Origin of the sequence: Enterococcus sp. FDAARGOS_375 (assembly GCF_002393265.1) — a bacterium.
GTDB lineage: Bacteria > Bacillota > Bacilli > Lactobacillales > Enterococcaceae > Enterococcus_D > Enterococcus_D innesii.
In genome coordinates, this window is sequence record NZ_CP023515.1 from 1766073 (window position 1) to 1784934 (window position 18862).

An 18862-nucleotide genomic window follows, 5' to 3' on the forward strand; every position below is an offset into this window, starting at 1 on the left:
CGATGTCTCTAGTATCCTTTCTTATTTAACCAAGGAGTGTGAAAAATGACTGACGATCAGCAAACAACGAATGTGTCTAATGAAGCAGCGCAAGCAAGTCCACTGTCCTTTGAAGAGAAAGTCATTGAAACAATTGTTGGTGTCGCTTTGCAGTCAATTGATGGCTTGATTAGTGTAAATGGCAGATTTCTTTCAGATATGACCGAAAACCTTGAAGAACAGCCGCAAGTCGCTTCTGGTATTGATGTGGAAGTTGGCAAAGAAGAGGTTGCAGTTGATTTGGAAGTAATCGTGGCTTACGGCAAAGATATCCCCAAACTCTTTGCACAAGTCCAAGAAGTGGTCTTAGAAGAAATTAGCCGCTTGACTTCTTTGAAAGTCAAAGAGATCAATATTCGAATCGCCGATATCGTCAAACAGGAAACGATCGATCAAATCGAAGGTTGAGCACCAGACAAAAAATCGAAGTACATCAAAGAGAAAGGAAGAATGAACAAATGATATCACTATATACAACACCCAGCTGTACGTCATGTCGTAAAGCCCGTGCATGGTTGACCGAAAATGAACTACCATTTAAAGAGAGAAACATTTTTAGCGATCCATTAAATAGTGATGAACTAATGGAGATTCTTTCTTTAACGAAAAATGGAACGGAAGACATTATATCTACTCGTTCGAAAGTGTACCAAAAGTTAGACATTGATTTAGAAGAGTTGAAGCTAGAAGAGCTACTTTCATTGATCGAAAAATACCCGAACTTATTGAAACGACCAATTATCTTAGATGAGAACAAGCTCCAAGTGGGGTACAATGAAGAAGATATTCGTAAATTCGTGCCACGAAACTTACGAAAGATCATTTTCAAACGACGCCAAACAGAGCTGCTCATGTTTAATTATCGCCAAAAGCAAGAAGAAGGCGAATCTGTTGCGAACTTTATCTAATAATAGGAACAAAACCGGCAAATGAATACAGCGATGTATCATTGTCGGTTTTTTTAGTATTTTTTCAAGGGTCTTCTTAAGAGGATCCGTAAATCCGTTGAGTCCACAAAAAAACACGATTCCCAAAAGGAATCGTGTCGGTTGAAATCTTAAAGTTTTTGGTTGTAGAATTCAACGACTAGTGCTTCGTCAACTTCTGCAGACAATTCATCACGCTCAGGTAAACGAGTTAATGAACCTTCTAATTTTTCGCTATCAAAGCTTACAAATGACGCGCGGCCAGCTGTTGCTTCAACTGCTTCTTTGATTGTTGAGATGTTTTGTGATTTTTCACGAACGCTGATGACTTGTCCAACTTCAACGTGGTATGAAGGGATATCAACGCGTTTGCCATCAACTAAAACGTGACCGTGGTTTACTAATTGACGTGCTTGACGACGAGTAGTTGCTAAACCTAGACGGTAAACAACGTTATCTAAGCGTTGTTCTAACAAGATCATGAAGTTAACACCGTGTTTACCTTCTTTGATTTTGCTTGCTTTGATAAACAATGTACGGAATTGACGTTCGTTCATACCATACATATGACGCAATTTTTGTTTCTCAGTTAATTGCATGCCGTATTCTGATTTTTTGCCACGGCTGTTTGGTCCGTGTTGACCTGGAGCGTAAGGGCGACGTGCCAATTCTTTTCCAGTTTCTGATAAAGAAATTCCTAAACGACGAGAAATTTTCCATGATGGTCCTGTATAACGAGACATAATTTAGTTCCTCCAATAAAATAGTTTGGAGTAAAATAATCCGTTGAAAAACTCACATTCGTGCAGTTCGTTCTTCAATCTTCACCTTTGCAGCCGCGGTTACGCAATTGCACCCGAGGGGCAACGAACTGGTGACGAGCTGTTATTTTCCTGCTGCATTATTTTACACAAGGAATAGTATACGACAAATTAGGGGCAAAAGTCAAGATGGAGCTGACTTTGGATTTGATGAAAACAAATCTTGAAATTTTTCATTAATTACTTATATTTTCAAATATCTCTTTACAAAACAGCTTTTCGTCATTAGAATATGAAAGTATTGTGCAAATGATAACGAAGTGAAATTATTCATAAAAGGAGTAGAAAAAATGAATCCAGTATCCCCATTATTTGAGAAGATCGATTCTTCCATAGAAAAGAAAATCGATCTGATCAAGAGTAGTTATTTGCGTTACGCTGTACGTGCGATGATGGCTTGTTTATTCTTGACCCTCGGAACAGCTATTGCTTTTGCGATCGCTATGAAAGGTGAATCGATGGTTCACGGGTTAGGAAAAATTTTGTATGCATTTATGTTTAGCTGGTCTTTAGTCATGATTCTTTATATGAACGCAGAATTAGGAACATCGAATATGTTATATATGACTGTTGGGGTTTACCGGAAACGTCTAAGTATTCCTTTGGCATTGAAAATTTTGTTTACGTGCGTCTTATTCAACTTGATCGGCGGCGTGATCTTTGGCTCGATCGTTGCGCTGACAGGTCCGTTCCAAGGACTGACAGCAGATAACTTTATGCTGACCTCGATCACTGCGAAATTAGAAAAATCCACTATCCAAATTTTAGTAGAAGCGATGTTTGCCAATATCGTAGTAAACACAGCCGTGTTAGTAAGTATGCGGATGAAAGATGACGCCGGAAAAATAGCGGCCATCATTTTCATCATCTTTATCTTTGCTTTCTTAGGCTTTGAACACGTTATTGCTAACTTCCCAGCATTTACTTTAGCTTTCTGGGCTTCAGGCGGACACTTGGCAGGTATGACTGTCGGCAGTGTGATCCATAATTTAGTCTTTGCCTTTATCGGCAACTATATCGGCGGTGGCTTGGTCATGGGGCTGGGTTACGCATGGTTGAACAACTCAAAATCGACCTATGTCGACTAATCAGAACCTATAAAAAGAAGCAGCGATGCTTCTTTTTTTCTTTTCTCTAACATTTCTCCAGGAAGAAGCTATCATCCCTTAACGGAGCGTTGAAATCAGCGCCTATTTGTGTTAAGAATAAGTATGTACGGTTTTTCTTGCTGTTTTTTGTAAAAATGACCGCAACCAAGACCAAAATCTTAGTTACTTCTTAATAGAAAGCGAGCCTTAACCTTTTATGAATCGGAAATTCTTTGCCTTTGATATTGATGGAACCTTGCTTGACTCGAACAAACAGCCACTAGACAGTACGCTAAAAGCCCTTGATCTTCTGCGAGATGCCGGCCATTTCGTGACCGTTGCCACTGGGCGCAGTCGTTTCCACGCCCAAGATATTATTCGTTCGTTGTCCTTTGATAATTACATTTTATGTAATGGGGCAGCTGCTTTTCTTTCGCATCAGCAGGTATATAAAAACTTACTCGATGAAACGCAATTGGCTGCTTTCGTGGCAGAAGCCCAAGAGCTTGGGATTGACACGGCATTTGTCGGGATGGATACAGCGAAACGAGCGTCTTCGTTGGATATTGCTAAAATGGAAGCAGCGATGCATTCCTTTGGTGCCCAACTTCCTGAGTTGGACATGGATTTTCCCGAAGAAAAAGAAGTCTATCAAGCATTGGCTTTTTACGGAAAAGAGTATGAGCATTTCTTTGACGAGAAATACAGCAAACTGCGTTTTGTGCGTTGGCATGAAAACAGTGTGGATGTCGTTCCAAAAGAAGGCTCCAAAGCAGCAACGATCCTGTGTGTCGCGGAACAATTAGGGATAGCGCAAGAAGATGTGATCTGTTTTGGTGATGGCCAAAACGATCGTGAGATGCTGACCGCCGCAGGTGTCGGTGTGGCCATGGGCAATGCGGTCCCTGAGATCCAACAAGTCGCAGATATGGTGACCGCTAGCAATGATGAAGATGGCATCTGGTTAGCCTTAAAAGAATTACAACTGATTTAAAAGGAATCCTTTAGACATAGCACAGCCGGTTTGCGGCATCTGTGCTATGTTTTTTTGTTTTTTCTCGGTCGCAAAGAAAATAAATTGGTACAATAGAAAAAAAGGGGGAATGCAGCAAATGAAAATCGCATTGATTGCTCATGATCGAAAAAAGGATGTAATGGTAAAATTAGTGACTGCCTATCGAGAAATTTTAGCGCAGCACGAACTTTTTGCAACAGGAACTACGGGAAAGAGAATTGAAGAAGCAACCCAGTTGCCTGTCCACCGCTACAAATCAGGACCGCTGGGAGGAGATCAGCAAATTGGCGCCATGATTTCGCAAGATGACTTGGACATGGTGATTTTTTTGCGCGATCCTTTAGCCGCACAACCCCATGAACCAGATGTAACGGCATTGATTCGCTTGTCGGATGTATACGAGATTCCTTTAGCCACCAATATGGGAACGGCAGAAATCTTGCTGCGCGGGTTAGCAGCTGGATTTGCTGATTTTCGACAAGTGATCCACGAAACGGACAATCGACCCTTGTCGTTATAGGGAGAACAAAATAATTGAAGAAAAAGGACGTGCAGAATTGAAAGCAATCTTAAAGGATTTTTTGACCTATGCAAAAATGAATACTCGCTCGGACGCGACGAGTCAGAGCATCCCAACGACGCCGGGACAAGTTGAGTTGGCTCTTTTATTGAAAGATCAGTTGATCGAGATGGGGGTAGCGGATGTTGCTTACTACGAAAAGAATAGTTTTGTGATCGGACGTCTACCTGGTAATCCTGAAAAAACGGCGATTGGCTTTATTGCCCATGTAGATACGGCAGATTTCGAAGCTGAAAATATTCAGCCGCAGATCCATGAAAATTACGATGGCAAGGATGTTTGTTTAAATAAAGAAAAAGCCATTTATATGACAACTGCTGAATTTCCGAATCTCAAAGACTATGTCGGCGAAACGTTGATCACAACGGATGGAACGACCCTGCTGGGGGCAGATGATAAAGCTGGTATCGCAGAGATCATTGATGCGCTGCGGATCTTACAAACGATGGATGCGCATAAGCGTGGCGATGTCTGGGTCGCTTTTGGTCCTGACGAAGAGATCGGGACTGGCGCTGATCGCTTTGATGCGGCGGATTTTCCAGTAGCATTTGCTTACACGATGGACAGTGGTCGCGTGGGCCATATGGAGTATGAAACCTTTAATGCTGCTCGTATCGATATAACGATCGATGGTACGAGTGTGCATCCTGGGACTGCCTATGGTCGTTTGGTCAACGCCTTGAAAATCGCGCATCAAATCGATGATGCATTACCAGCAGAGGAAGTTCCTGAACGCACCCGCGGGTATGAAGGCTTCTACCTGCTGCACAATTTGACGGGACATATTGGTCGAGCAGAAGTTTCTTATATCATTCGTGATCACGATCATACGCTTTTTGAACAGCGAAAAGCCAACATCGTAGGGATCATTGATGAACTGAACACAGCCTATGGGCAAGAACGTATCACCTATACGCTGTATGATCAATATTACAATATGGGGGATTTGATCAAGAAAGATCCCCGCAGTATCGAAGCTGCCCGAGCAGGGATGCAAGCGATTGGCGTGACGCCGATCGAAGCACCGTTTCGTGGCGGGACCGATGGCTCGAAAATCACCTATAAAGGCATTCCAACACCGAACTTATTTGTCGGCGGTGAAAACTTCCATGGCCAGTATGAATTTATTACCGTGGAAGCGATGGAAAAAGCCCGTGATTTGATCGTGGCGATCGTGGAACATGTCGGGAAAGAAGACACTACCGTTTCCTAGAGAACGCGGCAACACGCTAGACTGATGCGAAAGAGTCTAGCGTGTTTTTTTGTTTTGCTGCAGGGAAGAACCGCAAGTGAAAGAACCTTTTTTTTCTGGACCAAAACCCTTATAATAGAAAAGAAGCTAAAAGAGAAGAGGAAAAATGTGTGCGGGTATTATTCATTGGAGATGTAGTTGGTTCATTAGGAAGAGAAACGATCACGGAGTACCTTCCAAAATTAAAGAAGGTGTATCGACCACAGGTGACGATCGCGAACGGTGAGAACGCAGCGGCGGGTCGTGGGATCACTGGTAAAATCTATAAGAAATTTTTGCAAGATGGTGTCGATGTCGTGACATTAGGCAATCATACATGGGACAACCGTGACATTTTTGAATTTATTGGCGATGCGAAGAAAATGATTCGTCCAGCCAATTTTCCAGAAGGAACACCGGGCGTCGGCATGGTGTTTGTGAAAGTCAACACCATTGAATTGGCGGTGATCAATATGCAAGCTCGCTCGTTCATGGTAGACCTTGATGATCCGTTTCGCAAAATGGATGAACTGGTTGCGATTGCCCGCAAACGTACACCGTTTATCTTTGTGGATTTTCATGGGGAAACCACCAGCGAAAAACAAGCGATGGGCTGGTATTTGGATGGCCGTGTTTCGGCAGTCGTCGGCACGCATACCCATGTCCAGACCAATGATGCGCGGATTTTGCCCCAAGGAACGGCTTATTTGTCAGATGTCGGTATGACCGGTCCTTATGATGGGATTTTGGGAATGAAACGCGAACCAGTCATTGAGAAATTTTTGACGGCACTGCCGCAACGATTTGAAGTGATTGAAAAAGGCCGCAGTATTTTGTCGGCTTGCTTGCTTGAGATTGATGAAGCCACTGGTAAAGCAAAATCGATCCGTCCGATCCAAATCAGTGAAGATCGCCCGTTTACAGAATAGGAGAAGCATGGAAGAGCAATTAGTCAAAGAACCACACGTTGCCCAAGAGCTGGCTGCTTTGCAAAAGCTCTTGTCTGATCATCCGATCGTTCAAGAATTTCAAGAAATCCAAGCACGAGCCTTGCAAAACCAAGGGCTATTGGAGCTGGAAGAAGCGCTGAAGCAAGCGCAAAAAGAGATCGTTCAATTTGAGCATTATGAGAAACCCGAAGCAAAAAAAGCTGCCGAGCAGCGTTATGCGTCATTGACAAACGAATACGAGCAGCATCCTTTAGTGGTTGCTTATCGCCAAGCGTTACTGCAAGCAGATGAATTGCTGCAATATGTCACGACGGAGATCCAAAAGAAAATGAATAAAGCCATCGAGGAGGATGAAACCAATGCCTCAAAAAACTAAAAATACCCCGATGATGGAACAGTATTTAAGCATCAAGGCTCAGTACCAAGATGCTTTTTTATTCTATCGTTTAGGGGATTTCTATGAATTATTTAATGAGGATGCTGTCAAGGCAGCACAAATTTTAGAACTGACGTTAACCAGCCGCAACAAAAATGCGGAGGAACCGATCCCTATGTGTGGGGTGCCTTACCACGCTGCCAGCAATTACATCGACACTTTGATCGAGCAAGGCTACAAAGTAGCGATTTGTGAGCAAGTGGAAGATCCAAAAACCACCAAAGGAATGGTCAAACGCGAAGTCGTTCAACTGATCACGCCGGGAACGGTGATGGACAGTAAAGGCCTATCCGCCAAAGAAAACAACTTTTTGACAGCTGTTTTGCAGCAGGGGGAGCGTTTTGGCTTTGCCTATGTCGATCTAAGTACCGGTGAATTAAAAGCAGCGCAATTGGAAGATGAAGAAGCCGTCGTAAATGAGGCAGCCGCTCTGCAAACGAAAGAAGTCGTTTTGTGCAGCGAGATCCCTGAATCATTGCGAACAACACTGACCAATCGCTTGAATGTCGTGTTTTCTAAGCAAGAAACGTTGGAAGAAAATGCTGAATTTCAATTTTTAACAGAACCTCTCTCCCAAGAGTTAGAAAAAGTAGTCACAGGGAAGTTGCTAAGTTATTTGGCGATCACCCAAAAACGCAGTTTAGCCCATATTCAGCAAGCCGTTGAATATCAGCCGGATCATGCCTTGAAAATGGATCATTATTCCAAATTCAACTTAGAATTGACGCAGTCGATTCGAACCGGCAAAAAACAAGGGACTCTTTTGTGGTTGTTGGACGAGACAAAAACCGCAATGGGTGGCCGTTTGTTAAAGCAATGGTTGGATCGTCCCTTGATCCAGCCAAAGAAAATCACTGCCCGCCAAGAAATGGTCCAATCGTTACTGGACAGTTTCTTTGAACGAGCAGATCTGCAAGAAGCGTTGACGAAAGTCTATGACATGGAACGCTTAGTCGGACGGGTCGCCTTCGGAAATGTCAATGGCCGCGATTTGCTGCAGTTGAAATCTTCTTTGGAGCAAGTGCCTTTGATCGCGCAATTGCTGCAAGGGATCAACCGTGGCGAGTGGAATGACTTGCTGCTGGAATTAACGCCCTTAGATGATTTGGTTGCACTGATCGAAGCGGCGATCGATGAAGATGCCCCGTTGCAGATCACAGAAGGCAACATCATCAAAGACGGGTTCCATCAACAATTAGATGAATACCGTACGGCGATGCGTAACGGCAAGCAATGGCTGGCGGAATTAGAAGCCAACGAACGCCAAGCGACGGGGGTCAAAAACCTGAAAGTTGGGTTCAACCGCGTCTTTGGCTATTACATTGAGATCACGAAAGCCAATCTAGTGAATTTAGATACCTCTCGCTACGAGCGCAAGCAAACGTTAGCCAATGCGGAACGGTTTATTTCACCCGAGTTGAAAAAACTGGAGACTTTGATTTTAGAAGCCGAAGAGAAATCGGTGGATTTGGAATACCGCCTGTTTCTTGACGTTCGTGAAGAAGTGAAAAAGAGTATCACCCGTCTACAAAAGTTAGCCAAAGCCGTCAGTGCGGTCGATGTCTTACAAAGTTTCGCCACGGTTTCGGAACGTTACCAATACGTGCGGCCGACAGTAGCGAAAAAACGAGCGGTATCGATCATCGACGGCCGTCATCCTGTAGTGGAAAAAGTCCTTGGTCACCAAGAGTACATTCCGAATAGTATCGTGATGGATGAAGAAACAGAGATCCTGTTGATCACAGGACCAAATATGTCTGGGAAGAGTACGTACATGCGGCAGTTTGCCTTGCTAGTCATTATGGCGCAGATCGGCTGCTTCGTACCGGCACAATCTGCAGAGATGCCGATTTTTGATCGGATCTTTACTCGCATCGGTGCCAGCGATGACCTGATCGCCGGTCAAAGTACGTTTATGGTGGAGATGATGGAAGCCAACCAAGCGCTGCGTCATGCAACGCCTAACAGCTTGATTTTGTTTGATGAGTTAGGGCGTGGGACTGCGACCTATGATGGGATGGCATTGGCACAAGCAATCATTGAATATATCCACAAAGAAGTTCATGCCAAAACGCTTTTCTCCACCCATTATCATGAGCTGACGGTTTTAGATGAGGAATTGGCACACTTGCGCAATGTCCATGTTGGTGCCGTTGAAAAAGAAGGAGAAGTCGTCTTCTTGCATAAGATGATGGAAGGGCCCGCAGATAAAAGCTATGGGATCCATGTAGCCAAAATCGCTGGACTGCCAAGTGCACTCTTACAGCGCGCAGCCACGATCTTAAAAGCGCTGGAAGAACATGAACCGACGGTACAGCCAAAACCAGTCGTCGAAGAAAGTCAGCAGTTGTCGTTGTTTAGCGAAGTATCTACGGAAGAAATCGGCGTTATCGATCAGTTGAAGAAATTGAATCTGTTGGAAATGACCCCGATGGATGCTCTGAATACATTGTACGAGCTGCAAAAACGAATTTAGAAAGAAGGTCAGCAGATGGGAAAGATCCAAGAGTTATCCGAACGTCTGGCGAACCAAATCGCGGCAGGAGAAGTCGTTGAGCGACCAGCTTCTGTCGTCAAAGAATTAGTTGAAAACGCCGTGGATGCCGGCAGTACCCAAATCGATATTTTTATTGAAGAAGCAGGCTTGCGTAAAATCCAGGTCATCGATAATGGCGAAGGAATTGCAGAAGAGGATGTCTTGACTGCCTTTAAACGCCACGCCACCAGTAAAATCCACAATCGAGATGACTTGTTTCGAATACGTACCCTCGGGTTTCGCGGGGAAGCTTTGCCTAGTATCGCTTCGGTTTCGATCCTCTCGATTGAAACGGCAGTCAAAGGCGCCCAACAAGGCTCCTTTGTGCGCTTAAAAGGCGGCGCTGTTGAAGAGCATTTGCCTGCCAACTTGCGGCAAGGAACCAAGATCACTGTGGAAAACCTCTTTTACAATACACCGGCACGCTTGAAATATGTCAAGACGCTGCAAACGGAACTAGCAAATATCGGCGATATCGTCAATCGGATCGCCCTGAGCCATCCAGAAGTGGCTTTTCGTCTCGTTCATGAAGGCAACAAGATGTTGAGCACCACTGGAAGTGGGCAGTTAAAACAAACCATCGCCGGGATCTACGGGGTGGAAACCGCCAAAAAAATGATCGCGATCGATACTGAGGACCTCGACTTTAAAGTCACTGGCTTTGTGTCACTGCCAGAAGTCACCCGAGCTAGCCGCAACTATTTATCCACGATCATCAATGGTCGTTATATTCGCAACTTTGCTTTGAATAAAGCGATCGTTGCTGGTTACGGGTCAAAATTGATGGTCGGTCGTTTTCCATTAGCTGTCCTTGAAATCAAAATGGACCCCTTATTAGTCGATGTCAACGTTCATCCGACTAAGCAAGAAGTTCGCTTGTCAAAAGAAGAAGAACTGACCAAACTAATCAGTAAAGCCATCAATGAGGCGCTGCGGGAAATCAATTTGATTCCTAACGCGGCTGACAATCTGCGTTTTAAGAAAAAAGTTGCCGATCAGCCAAAAGCCCAGCAGCTTGGCTTGGAACTGGAGTCAGCAGGAAATTCGACTTCTGGGTTGTCTTATAATCGCGAAACTGGGAAATTTGAGGTGCAGGGCAGTACTTATCAACAGACTGTGGATAACTCTGTGGAAAAGCCTGTGGAGGAAGGTGGAAAACTTCCAGAAATGCCACAGGAATCTAGCGAAAACTTGTTGGAAGAAACTGAGGAAACCTTTCGCAGTTTGGAAGAGACGTTGCCAAATAAGCCTGTCCGAAAACCATTTGTGGAAGAACAGACGGAAACAAAAGCGCCGCTGCCAGAAGCGCCTGCCTTTCTTCCAGATGAGACGCCAGAGCTTACGGCGCAAGATCTGCAAAGTCAAGCGACTCTGCATCCTGAAATGCATGGGGATGACCGCAACTACCTGAAAACGGTCGAACGGTTGCTGGAAGAAGAACCAGCGAAGGAGCGTTTTCCCCAACTGGATTATTTTGGGCAGATGCATGGGACCTATTTGTTTGCCCAAAGCGAGGCAGGTCTATATATCGTCGACCAGCATGCGGCACAAGAACGAATCAAATATGAGTATTACCGCGAAAAAATCGGCGAAGTGACCAATGATCTGCAAGAATTGTTAGTGCCGATCGTTTTGGATTATCCCAACAGCGATGCACTGCAATTGCAGGAACAAAGTGACAAGCTGGCAGAAGTCGGGATCCATCTGGAATCTTTTGGGACCAATAGTTTCATCGTCCGGGCGCACCCGACGTGGTATCCTAGCGGTGAAGAAGAAGCCATCATCCGCGAAATGATCGATATGTTATTGACCACAGGAAGTGTCAGTGTCAAAAAGTTTCGTGAAGCAACAGCGATCATGATGAGCTGCAAACGATCCATCAAAGCCAATCACTATTTGAATGAAGCACAAGCGCGAATCTTGTTGCAAGACTTAGCGAAATGCGAGAATCCCTTCAACTGTCCCCATGGTCGCCCGGTGCTGATCCATTTCACCAACAGCGACATGGAGCGGATGTTCAAACGAATTCAAGATCCTCATCGAGCAAGGAGTGGCATGGAATGATTATTTTGGCGTCACAGTCGCCGCGGCGCAAAGAATTATTAGCGGAGTTAGTCCCGGAATTTGCGGTCATACCAGCGGATATCGACGAGTCAGTCCGACCGAACGAAGCGGCGATCCCTTATGTCCAACGGATGGCAGCAGAAAAAGCGGCGGCTATTACGCAAGCATATCCTGAAGATCTGGTGATCGCGAGCGATACGACGGTCGTGGTGGATGAAGAAATCTTAGGAAAGCCAGTAGACCGTAAAGATGCTCGGTCGATGTTGCGAAAAATGAGCGGACGGACCCATTGGGTGCATACCGCCGTCGTTTTGCAAAAAGGTAAACAGCAACGCCAAGCAGTGGTTTCGACGGAAGTTGTGTTTCGTCCTTTGACGGATCAAGAGATCGACAAGTATCTTGTCTTAGATGAGTACCAAGACAAAGCGGGCGCCTATGGGATCCAAGGGGCGGCCAAAGTATTTGTCTCATCGATAACCGGCGATTTTTATACAATCGTAGGGTTTCCTGTCGCTACGGTCTATCAGTTGTTGCAAGAGTTTACGGAGGAGGAATAAGGATGGATGTTTCTGGTAGTTGTCTTTGCGGCAAAGTCACGATCAACTTGACGGGAGTTGCGAAAGAAATCACGATTTGTCATTGTAGTCTCTGCCAGAAATTTCACGGCGGACCGATGGTTGCTCTTGCGCCATGCGCTGAGGACCAGATGACTCTTCAAGGAGCGAAGTGGCTGCGACGTTACGATTCTTCTGAGTGGGCACAGCGAGGATTTTGCAGTCAATGCGGCTCGAGTCTGTTCTTTTACCTCAAAGAAACACACACCTATTTTTTTGCGGCTGGGTTATTTGACAACTTGCCAGAAGCTGTCTTAACCGAAGAAATCTATACAAAAGACCAACCGCAGTTTTACCATTTTGCGGAACCAACGACTCGTTGGGAAAAGCTGCAAAACCCTTAAATAATTTGAGCAAGTCATTTTACATTCGCTAAGAAAAAAGGCATGATAGAGCATACAGGATGAGTCTAGAGGAAAAGCAGGTGAAAAAATGACAGATAAAAAAGAATTAAAAGAAAAATTGTCGCCGATCGAATATGCGGTGACCCAAGAAAATGCAACCGAACGCCCCTTTACTGGCGAGTATGATGATTTTTATGAAAAAGGGATCTATGTTGATATCGTCAACGGAGAACCATTGTTTGCTTCTACTGATAAATATGACGCTGGTTGTGGCTGGCCCTCCTTTTCGAAGCCGATCAGTCGCCAAGATATTCAAGAAAAAGCCGATTTTTCTCACGGCATGCATCGAGTAGAAGTCCGCAGCAAAGAAGCTGACTCTCATTTAGGACATGTTTTTTCAGACGGTCCTCAGGACAAAGGCGGTTTGCGCTATTGTATCAACTCGGCAGCATTGAAGTTCATCCCTTTAGCAGAAATGGATGAAAAAGGCTATGGCGAATTCAAATCACTCGTTGAGTAAGTATTAGGAACTGTGTGCGAAAAAAAGACGCAGCAGCATGTCTCGTTTGAAAAAATGCGACTGAAACAACGGTTTTTCCGCCGTTTGTTTCCTGCTAAGCCTTTTCCTTCGTTCACAGTCCTTTTTTTGCCCTCTCGTCTGTGCTACAATAAAGGGAACATATGTACAGAAAGGAAAGCACATGTACGAATATATCATAGGAAAAGTAACGGATATCTTTCCGGCGTATATCGTCGTTGAGACCCATGGCATCGGCTATCAGATCGCTTTTGGCAATCCGTATTCATTTAGCGGCAAGTTGAACCAAGAAGTAAAAATCTATCTGCACCAAGTGATTCGTGAAGATGCTCATAGTCTCTACGGCTTTGCCACGATCGAAGGCAAGCAGTTGTTTTTAAAATTGATCAGTGTCTCAGGTATTGGACCAAAGAGTGCGTTAGCAATCATGGCCAATGAAGACCATACAGGGTTGATCACGGCAGTCGAAAATGGGGATGTCAACTATTTGACTAAGTTCCCAGGTGTCGGTAAAAAGACGGCGCAGCAAATGATCCTAGACTTGAAAGGCAAAGTGGCTGAATTGGTGGGAGAAGAAGCGATCGTTCCTCTAAGCGTGGCAACGACTGCTTTAGATGAAGCAATGGAAGCCTTGAAAGCATTGGGTTATAGCGAAAAAGAAGTCAAGAAAGCCGAAAAACAATTAGCGGCGAATACGACAAAATCAACGGATGAGTACTTGCGGGAAGCTCTCCGATTGATGATGAAAAAGTAAGGAGCAAGTAGACGATGGATGAACGAATTGTTTCGCCAGAAAGCACTGAACAAGAAGAGATCATCGAAAAATCCTTGCGTCCGCAAACCCTTGCCCAATATATCGGACAAGACAAAGTCAAGCAGGAGCTTTCGATTTATATCCAAGCGGCGAAAAATCGAGAAGAAGCGTTGGATCATGTCCTCTTATATGGTCCACCAGGCTTAGGGAAAACGACGATGGCAATGGTGATCGCCAACGAGATGCAGGTGCAAATCAAGACGACCAGCGGTCCTGCGATCGAAAAACCAGGGGATTTGATTGCGATCTTGAATGAGCTACAGCCAGGGGATGTTCTGTTTATCGATGAGATCCATCGCTTGCCTCGTGTCGCCGAAGAAATGCTTTACTCGGCAATGGAAGATTTTTATGTGGATATCATGGTGGGGCAAGGGACAACGGCTCACCCAGTTCATTTTCCGCTTCCGCCATTTACCTTAGTCGGCGCAACGACGCGGGCGGGGATGCTCTCGGCACCACTACGGGATCGCTTCGGGATCATTTCGCATATGCAATATTATGAAGACCATGATTTAAAAGAGATCGTGCAGCGGACTGCGTCCATCTTTGAAACGGATATCGTGGAAGAAGGAGCGATCGAAATCGCCCGTCGGTCCCGAGGCACCCCGCGGATCGCCAACCGTTTGCTTAAACGAGTTCGCGATTATGCGCAAGTGCAAGCAGATGGCTTGATCGATCGCACCGTTGCCGATCAGGCATTGGCGCTTTTGGCAGTCGATCATGCTGGCTTGGATTATATCGATCAGAAATTGATTCGGACGATGATCGAATTGTATCACGGCGGCCCGGTGGGATTAAGTACGATTGCTGTCAATATCGGGGAAGAAACCGAAACAGTGGAAGATATGTACGAACCGTTTTTGATCCAAAAAGGATTTTTGAAACGGACCTCACGTGGGCGGATCGCAACACCGTTAGCGTATGACCATTTTGGCTATCCGCAAAGAAGCGAATAGAAGGAAGCAGCAATCATTGCTGATTGCTGCTTTTTTGTGCTTTTGGTGAAACGTTTCTTTTTAATTTTTAATAATTTCTGAGGAGTAATCGATGTTGGAAAAATGTGATATTTGTGAAATTTGATTAATTAGAAGTTCCTAGGAAAATAATTTCATCTTAAAACATTGATATAAAAGCTTTTATATTTGTGAGGAACCCAACAATATTTGTGAAAAAAGAAAAGTTGAAAAAAATAATTGGAAAGGCTTGCATTTTCGAATGGCAGCGGATATAATCTTTTTGTAGAAACGTTTCACCGAAGTGTGGAGATATACGTAGTGTTGCGAGGATAGAAAGAAGGAGATTTTGTGTATGAGTAAACTGCAAAAGTTTTATAGTCAACGGCAGCTTCACTGGATGGTTTTTCCCGGCGTGGCCTTTATGATCGTATTTAATTATATTCCGATCTACGGAATTATAATCGCTTTCAAAAACTATACGGTGATTGACACGATTTCATCAGCACCATGGGTCGGGTTAGAGAATTTCCGTATCATTATGAATGACAGTTTTTTCTGGGAAGCGGTTAGAAATACGTTAGCCATCAGCTTATTGAAATTAGGATTAGGTTTTGCGATCCCGATTGTGTTAGCCATTATGATTTTTGAAATGCAAGATGGCCGCTTGAAGAAATTTATTCAAACGGTTTCATACATTCCCCATTTTTTCTCATGGATCGTGCTAGGTGGGATGATGATTTCTTGGCTGTCAACGAACGGCTTTATCAACCAAGTGCTGATGTCTGTAGGATTGATGGACAAAGGGGTCAATCATCTATTGGATCCAAGCAAATATTGGTGGATCGCGGTCCTTTCTGATCTATGGAAAGAAGTCGGCTGGGGAACGATTCTTTACTTGGCAGGGATGTCGCGGATCGATCCAACGTTTTATGAAGCCGCACGAATCGATGGTGCCAGCAAGCTAAGACAAATTCGTTCGATCACATTGCCTTTACTGACACCGATCATCTCCTTAAACTTGATTCTGAATGTGAGCGGTATCTTAGGGTCAAACCTAGATCAAACATTAGTTTTGATGAATTCACAGAACCAAAACCGTTCAGAAGTCATCAACTCCTTTGTTTATAAAATGGGGTTGACGCAAGGTGATTTCTCTTATGCAACTGCTGTCGGCTTGGGGATCGCGGTCATTTCCGTTATCTTATTGGTGATCACGGATCGAGTGACCCGCAAGTTGAACAACGGCAATTCAGTTATCTTATAGGAGGAAAAAACATGATCAAAAGAAAAGCAAAAGAAAACACGTGGTTTTATTTCTTCAATACCGTGATCTTGATTTTATTCTCGTTAATGATCATTGTACCGATTTGGAATATCTTGGTTTCCTCCGTGTCTTCTAGTTCTGGATTAGCGGGCAACGGCCTCGTGTTATGGCCCAAAGGCTTTACTTGGGAAAACTATCGGAAAGTTTTTTCCGACGCAAGTATCCCTCGTGCCTTCTTGATCTCAGTGTTAAAAACGGTTCTTGGGGCTGCGACCCATACCTTGTTTTGTGCGATCGTGGCTTACGGATTGAGTAAATCACGCTTGGTTGGCCGCAACATTTATACAACGATGGGGGTCATCACCATGTACTTCAGTGGTGGGATGATTCCAACGTACTTGCTGATTCGCTCGCTAGGATTACTGGATTCTTTCTGGGTCTACATTATTCCAGCTTTGTTCAGCTATTATGATGTCGTGATTTTAATGAACTTTTTCCGTGAGATTCCGCCTTCACTCGAAGAATCGGCGAAGATCGACGGTGCAAGTGAATTCCAAATCTTCTATAAAATCTTCTTACCATTAACGAAACCGGCCTTGGCAACCATCATCTTGTTCAACGGGGTTGGCCAATGGAATGATTTTATGACGACAAAACTGTATATCACAAAAGAGTATCTCTATCCGCTGCAAATGAAGATTTATGAAATCATCGTCCAATCCAACTTGAGTACGATGACTGAAAGCGGTAGTACCGACTTTATCGTCCAAGCAACGACCCGTGGGGTTCAGTTGGCTACGATCGTCATCACGACAGTGCCAATTTTAATTATATATCCATTGCTTCAAAAACACTTTATCGGCGGTATGATGGCCGGTGCAGTAAAAGAATAGAAAGAGGGATAGACATGAAAAAAGTAGTAGGCGGTTTATTGGCAGCATCAGCATTACTCAGCTTAGCAGCATGTGGCGGCAGCTCAGACAATGCCAGCAGTTCGGATTTTTCTATCAAAGATCGGTATGAGTTAGATGAAAAGACACCAGCATGGAAACTCGATACCAAAGAAGAACCAACCAAGATCACATGGTACATCAATTCAGACTGGACAGCTTTGCCATTTGGTGAAGATGTGACGACAGCCCAAATCAAAAAAGATTTGAACATTGATATTGAATTTATTTCAGGGGATGATTCGAAATTAAACGCTTTGATTTCAAGTGGTGATATGCCTGATATCGTGACGTTGATGGATAAAACCAGCCAAGCAGCCACAAAAGCTGATAGCTGGGCATACTCATTGAACGATTTAGCGGAACAATACGATCCGTATTTGATGAATGTCGTGACCGAAGATACCTTCAAATGGTTTGCTTTAGATGATGGCAAAACTTATGGCTATCCAAACTATTCCAACACAGCAGCAGACTACGAAAGCGGCAATATTCCCGTCAACGACAACTTTGTGATCCGTGAAGATGTCTATGAAGCATTAGGCAAACCAGATGTTTCGACGCCAGAAAACTATGTGAAAGTCATGAAAGAAATCAGCGAGAAATTCCCTGATTTGACACCAATGGGCTTCACAACGATCGGCGAAACAGCAGGACCATTCTTAGATAAATTGCAAGATTTCTTAGGTGTTCCATTAGAAGATGAAGATGGTGCGTTCTACGACCGTAATTTAGATGAAGAATATATCTCATGGTTGAAAACCTTCAATCAAGTGTATCGTGACGGCAACATCAGTGATGACAGCTTTACCGATGACGGTCCAACCTATGATGAAAAAGTAAAACAAGGGGACTATGCAACGATCTTAGTCGCAGGAACGAGCGGACAAGGTGGGAACTTCACTGAATTCATGAAAAACTCTGACACACGCTACATCGCAATCGATGGCCCTGCCAGCACGTCTGGTCGTGAAGCAACCTTGAACCAAACAGGAATTTCTGGCTGGTTGATCAACTACATCACAAAAGATGCGGCGGATCCAGCAAAGGTAACCCAACTCTTCACGTACTTGATCGATGAACCAGGACAAATTTTGACAAAATTCGGCGTTGAAGGCGTGACGTATGAATACAACGATGAAGGCAAAATCGATTACTTGCCAGAAATCAAAGAAATGGAACAAACCGACAACGAAGGCTACAACAAAAAATATGGTATCAGCCGTTTCAACTACTTTAACAATGACCGTGTCAATGCACTGAAAGTCAAAACCGAAAATGCGTTGACTCAAATGCAAGAGTGGGGCGAAGGCAAATTGTATCCACACTTTGTGATCGAAAATACGGATCCAGATGCTGGAACTGCTGAAGCACGTTCAAACACAGCCATCAAAACCAAAATCAACAGCACGATCATCTCATTGATTCGTTCAAAAGATGAAGGAACATTTGACAGCACACTAACCGACTTTGAAAGCTTCTTAGATTCAAACAACTGGGATGCAATCAAAGACATTAAAACTGAAAAAATGGCCGAAAACCGCGAACGACTAAAATAACCCCCATAGGAGAGGAAAGGAAGCCAAAAAAAGACCTTTCCTCTCCTTTGCTTTGAAACACAGGATTTGCGCGCACTTTGCGTAAAATCTGATGTTTCAAAGTACTAGGCGACCGCAGGGAGCGTAGTGACCGTACA

The 18862-nt window shown here is 44.2% G+C and carries 19 protein-coding genes; 18 read left to right on the forward strand and 1 reads right to left on the reverse strand.

Annotated elements, in window-relative coordinates; translation table 11 throughout:
- Window positions 1-45 precede the first annotated feature (45 nt).
- Both CO692_RS09600 and spx read left to right on the forward strand, forming a co-directional pair.
- Window positions 46-447, forward strand: a complete 402-nt coding sequence (locus CO692_RS09600; RefSeq protein ID WP_005227156.1) for an Asp23/Gls24 family envelope stress response protein — start codon at window positions 46-48, stop codon at window positions 445-447.
- Between the two features lie 50 nt (window positions 448-497).
- Window positions 498-947: a transcriptional regulator Spx gene (gene spx / locus CO692_RS09605; RefSeq protein ID WP_010748641.1), complete on the forward strand. Its 450-nt coding sequence runs from the start codon at window positions 498-500 to the stop codon at window positions 945-947.
- A gap of 149 nt (window positions 948-1096) precedes the next feature.
- On the opposite strand, the gene rpsD is transcribed toward spx, so the two are convergent.
- A complete protein-coding gene (gene rpsD / locus CO692_RS09610; RefSeq protein ID WP_005227158.1) occupies window positions 1097-1708 on the reverse strand; it encodes a 30S ribosomal protein S4 in 612 nt (203 codons plus the stop codon).
- 368 nt (window positions 1709-2076) lie between these two features.
- Here rpsD and CO692_RS09615 point away from each other — a divergent pair, with 368 nt between their 5' ends.
- The 16 genes from CO692_RS09615 (at window position 2077) to CO692_RS09690 (ending at window position 18725) form a co-directional block, all read left to right on the forward strand.
- Window positions 2077-2874, forward strand: coding sequence for a formate/nitrite transporter family protein (locus tag CO692_RS09615; protein ID WP_077453877.1), 798 nt, complete (start codon window positions 2077-2079; stop codon window positions 2872-2874).
- 217 nt (window positions 2875-3091) lie between these two features.
- Complete coding sequence (locus CO692_RS09620) at window positions 3092-3868, forward strand: Cof-type HAD-IIB family hydrolase (RefSeq protein ID WP_005227160.1); 777 nt, start codon at window positions 3092-3094, stop codon at window positions 3866-3868.
- Between the two features lie 118 nt (window positions 3869-3986).
- Window positions 3987-4409 (forward strand): methylglyoxal synthase, encoded by a 423-nt coding sequence (locus tag CO692_RS09625; protein WP_008376307.1) that lies wholly within the window; start codon window positions 3987-3989, stop codon window positions 4407-4409.
- A gap of 37 nt (window positions 4410-4446) precedes the next feature.
- Window positions 4447-5682, forward strand: coding sequence for a peptidase T (gene pepT / locus CO692_RS09630; protein WP_096742125.1), 1236 nt, complete (start codon window positions 4447-4449; stop codon window positions 5680-5682).
- 149 nt (window positions 5683-5831) lie between these two features.
- The gene (locus tag CO692_RS09635) at window positions 5832-6629 is read left to right on the forward strand and encodes a TIGR00282 family metallophosphoesterase (protein WP_005227163.1); all 798 of its coding nucleotides are present in this window, start codon (window positions 5832-5834) and stop codon (window positions 6627-6629) included.
- Between the two features lie 7 nt (window positions 6630-6636).
- A complete protein-coding gene (locus tag CO692_RS09640) occupies window positions 6637-7026 on the forward strand; it encodes a YlbF family regulator (protein ID WP_005227164.1) in 390 nt (129 codons plus the stop codon).
- Window positions 7010-9562 carry a DNA mismatch repair protein MutS gene (gene mutS, locus CO692_RS09645; protein ID WP_096742126.1) on the forward strand — a complete coding sequence of 851 codons (2553 nt, stop codon included), beginning with the start codon at window positions 7010-7012 and terminating at the stop codon, window positions 9560-9562. Before CO692_RS09640 ends, mutS begins: the two co-directional genes overlap by 17 nt.
- A gap of 15 nt (window positions 9563-9577) precedes the next feature.
- Window positions 9578-11686, forward strand: coding sequence for a DNA mismatch repair endonuclease MutL (mutL, locus tag CO692_RS09650; RefSeq protein ID WP_096742127.1), 2109 nt, complete (start codon window positions 9578-9580; stop codon window positions 11684-11686).
- On the forward strand, window positions 11683-12243 hold the full coding sequence (locus CO692_RS09655) for a Maf family protein (RefSeq protein ID WP_077453872.1): 561 nt from the start codon (window positions 11683-11685) through the stop codon (window positions 12241-12243). The genes mutL and CO692_RS09655 overlap by 4 nt, the downstream gene beginning before the upstream one ends.
- Before the next feature lie 2 nt (window positions 12244-12245).
- Window positions 12246-12644: a GFA family protein gene (locus tag CO692_RS09660; RefSeq protein ID WP_096742128.1), complete on the forward strand. Its 399-nt coding sequence runs from the start codon at window positions 12246-12248 to the stop codon at window positions 12642-12644.
- Between the two features lie 88 nt (window positions 12645-12732).
- Window positions 12733-13164, forward strand: a complete 432-nt coding sequence (gene msrB, locus CO692_RS09665) for a peptide-methionine (R)-S-oxide reductase MsrB (protein WP_008376288.1) — start codon at window positions 12733-12735, stop codon at window positions 13162-13164.
- Between the two features lie 181 nt (window positions 13165-13345).
- Window positions 13346-13936 (forward strand): Holliday junction branch migration protein RuvA, encoded by a 591-nt coding sequence (gene ruvA, locus CO692_RS09670; RefSeq protein ID WP_005232405.1) that lies wholly within the window; start codon window positions 13346-13348, stop codon window positions 13934-13936.
- A gap of 14 nt (window positions 13937-13950) precedes the next feature.
- Window positions 13951-14952 (forward strand): Holliday junction branch migration DNA helicase RuvB, encoded by a 1002-nt coding sequence (ruvB, locus tag CO692_RS09675; protein ID WP_096742129.1) that lies wholly within the window; start codon window positions 13951-13953, stop codon window positions 14950-14952.
- Window positions 14953-15304: 352 nt separating this feature from the next.
- Window positions 15305-16216: an ABC transporter permease gene (locus tag CO692_RS09680; RefSeq protein ID WP_005232388.1), complete on the forward strand. Its 912-nt coding sequence runs from the start codon at window positions 15305-15307 to the stop codon at window positions 16214-16216.
- A gap of 11 nt (window positions 16217-16227) precedes the next feature.
- Complete coding sequence (locus CO692_RS09685) at window positions 16228-17109, forward strand: carbohydrate ABC transporter permease (protein WP_005227173.1); 882 nt, start codon at window positions 16228-16230, stop codon at window positions 17107-17109.
- 14 nt (window positions 17110-17123) lie between these two features.
- The gene (locus CO692_RS09690; protein ID WP_005227174.1) at window positions 17124-18725 is read left to right on the forward strand and encodes a sugar ABC transporter substrate-binding protein; all 1602 of its coding nucleotides are present in this window, start codon (window positions 17124-17126) and stop codon (window positions 18723-18725) included.
- The last annotated feature ends 137 nt before the right edge of the window (window positions 18726-18862 follow it).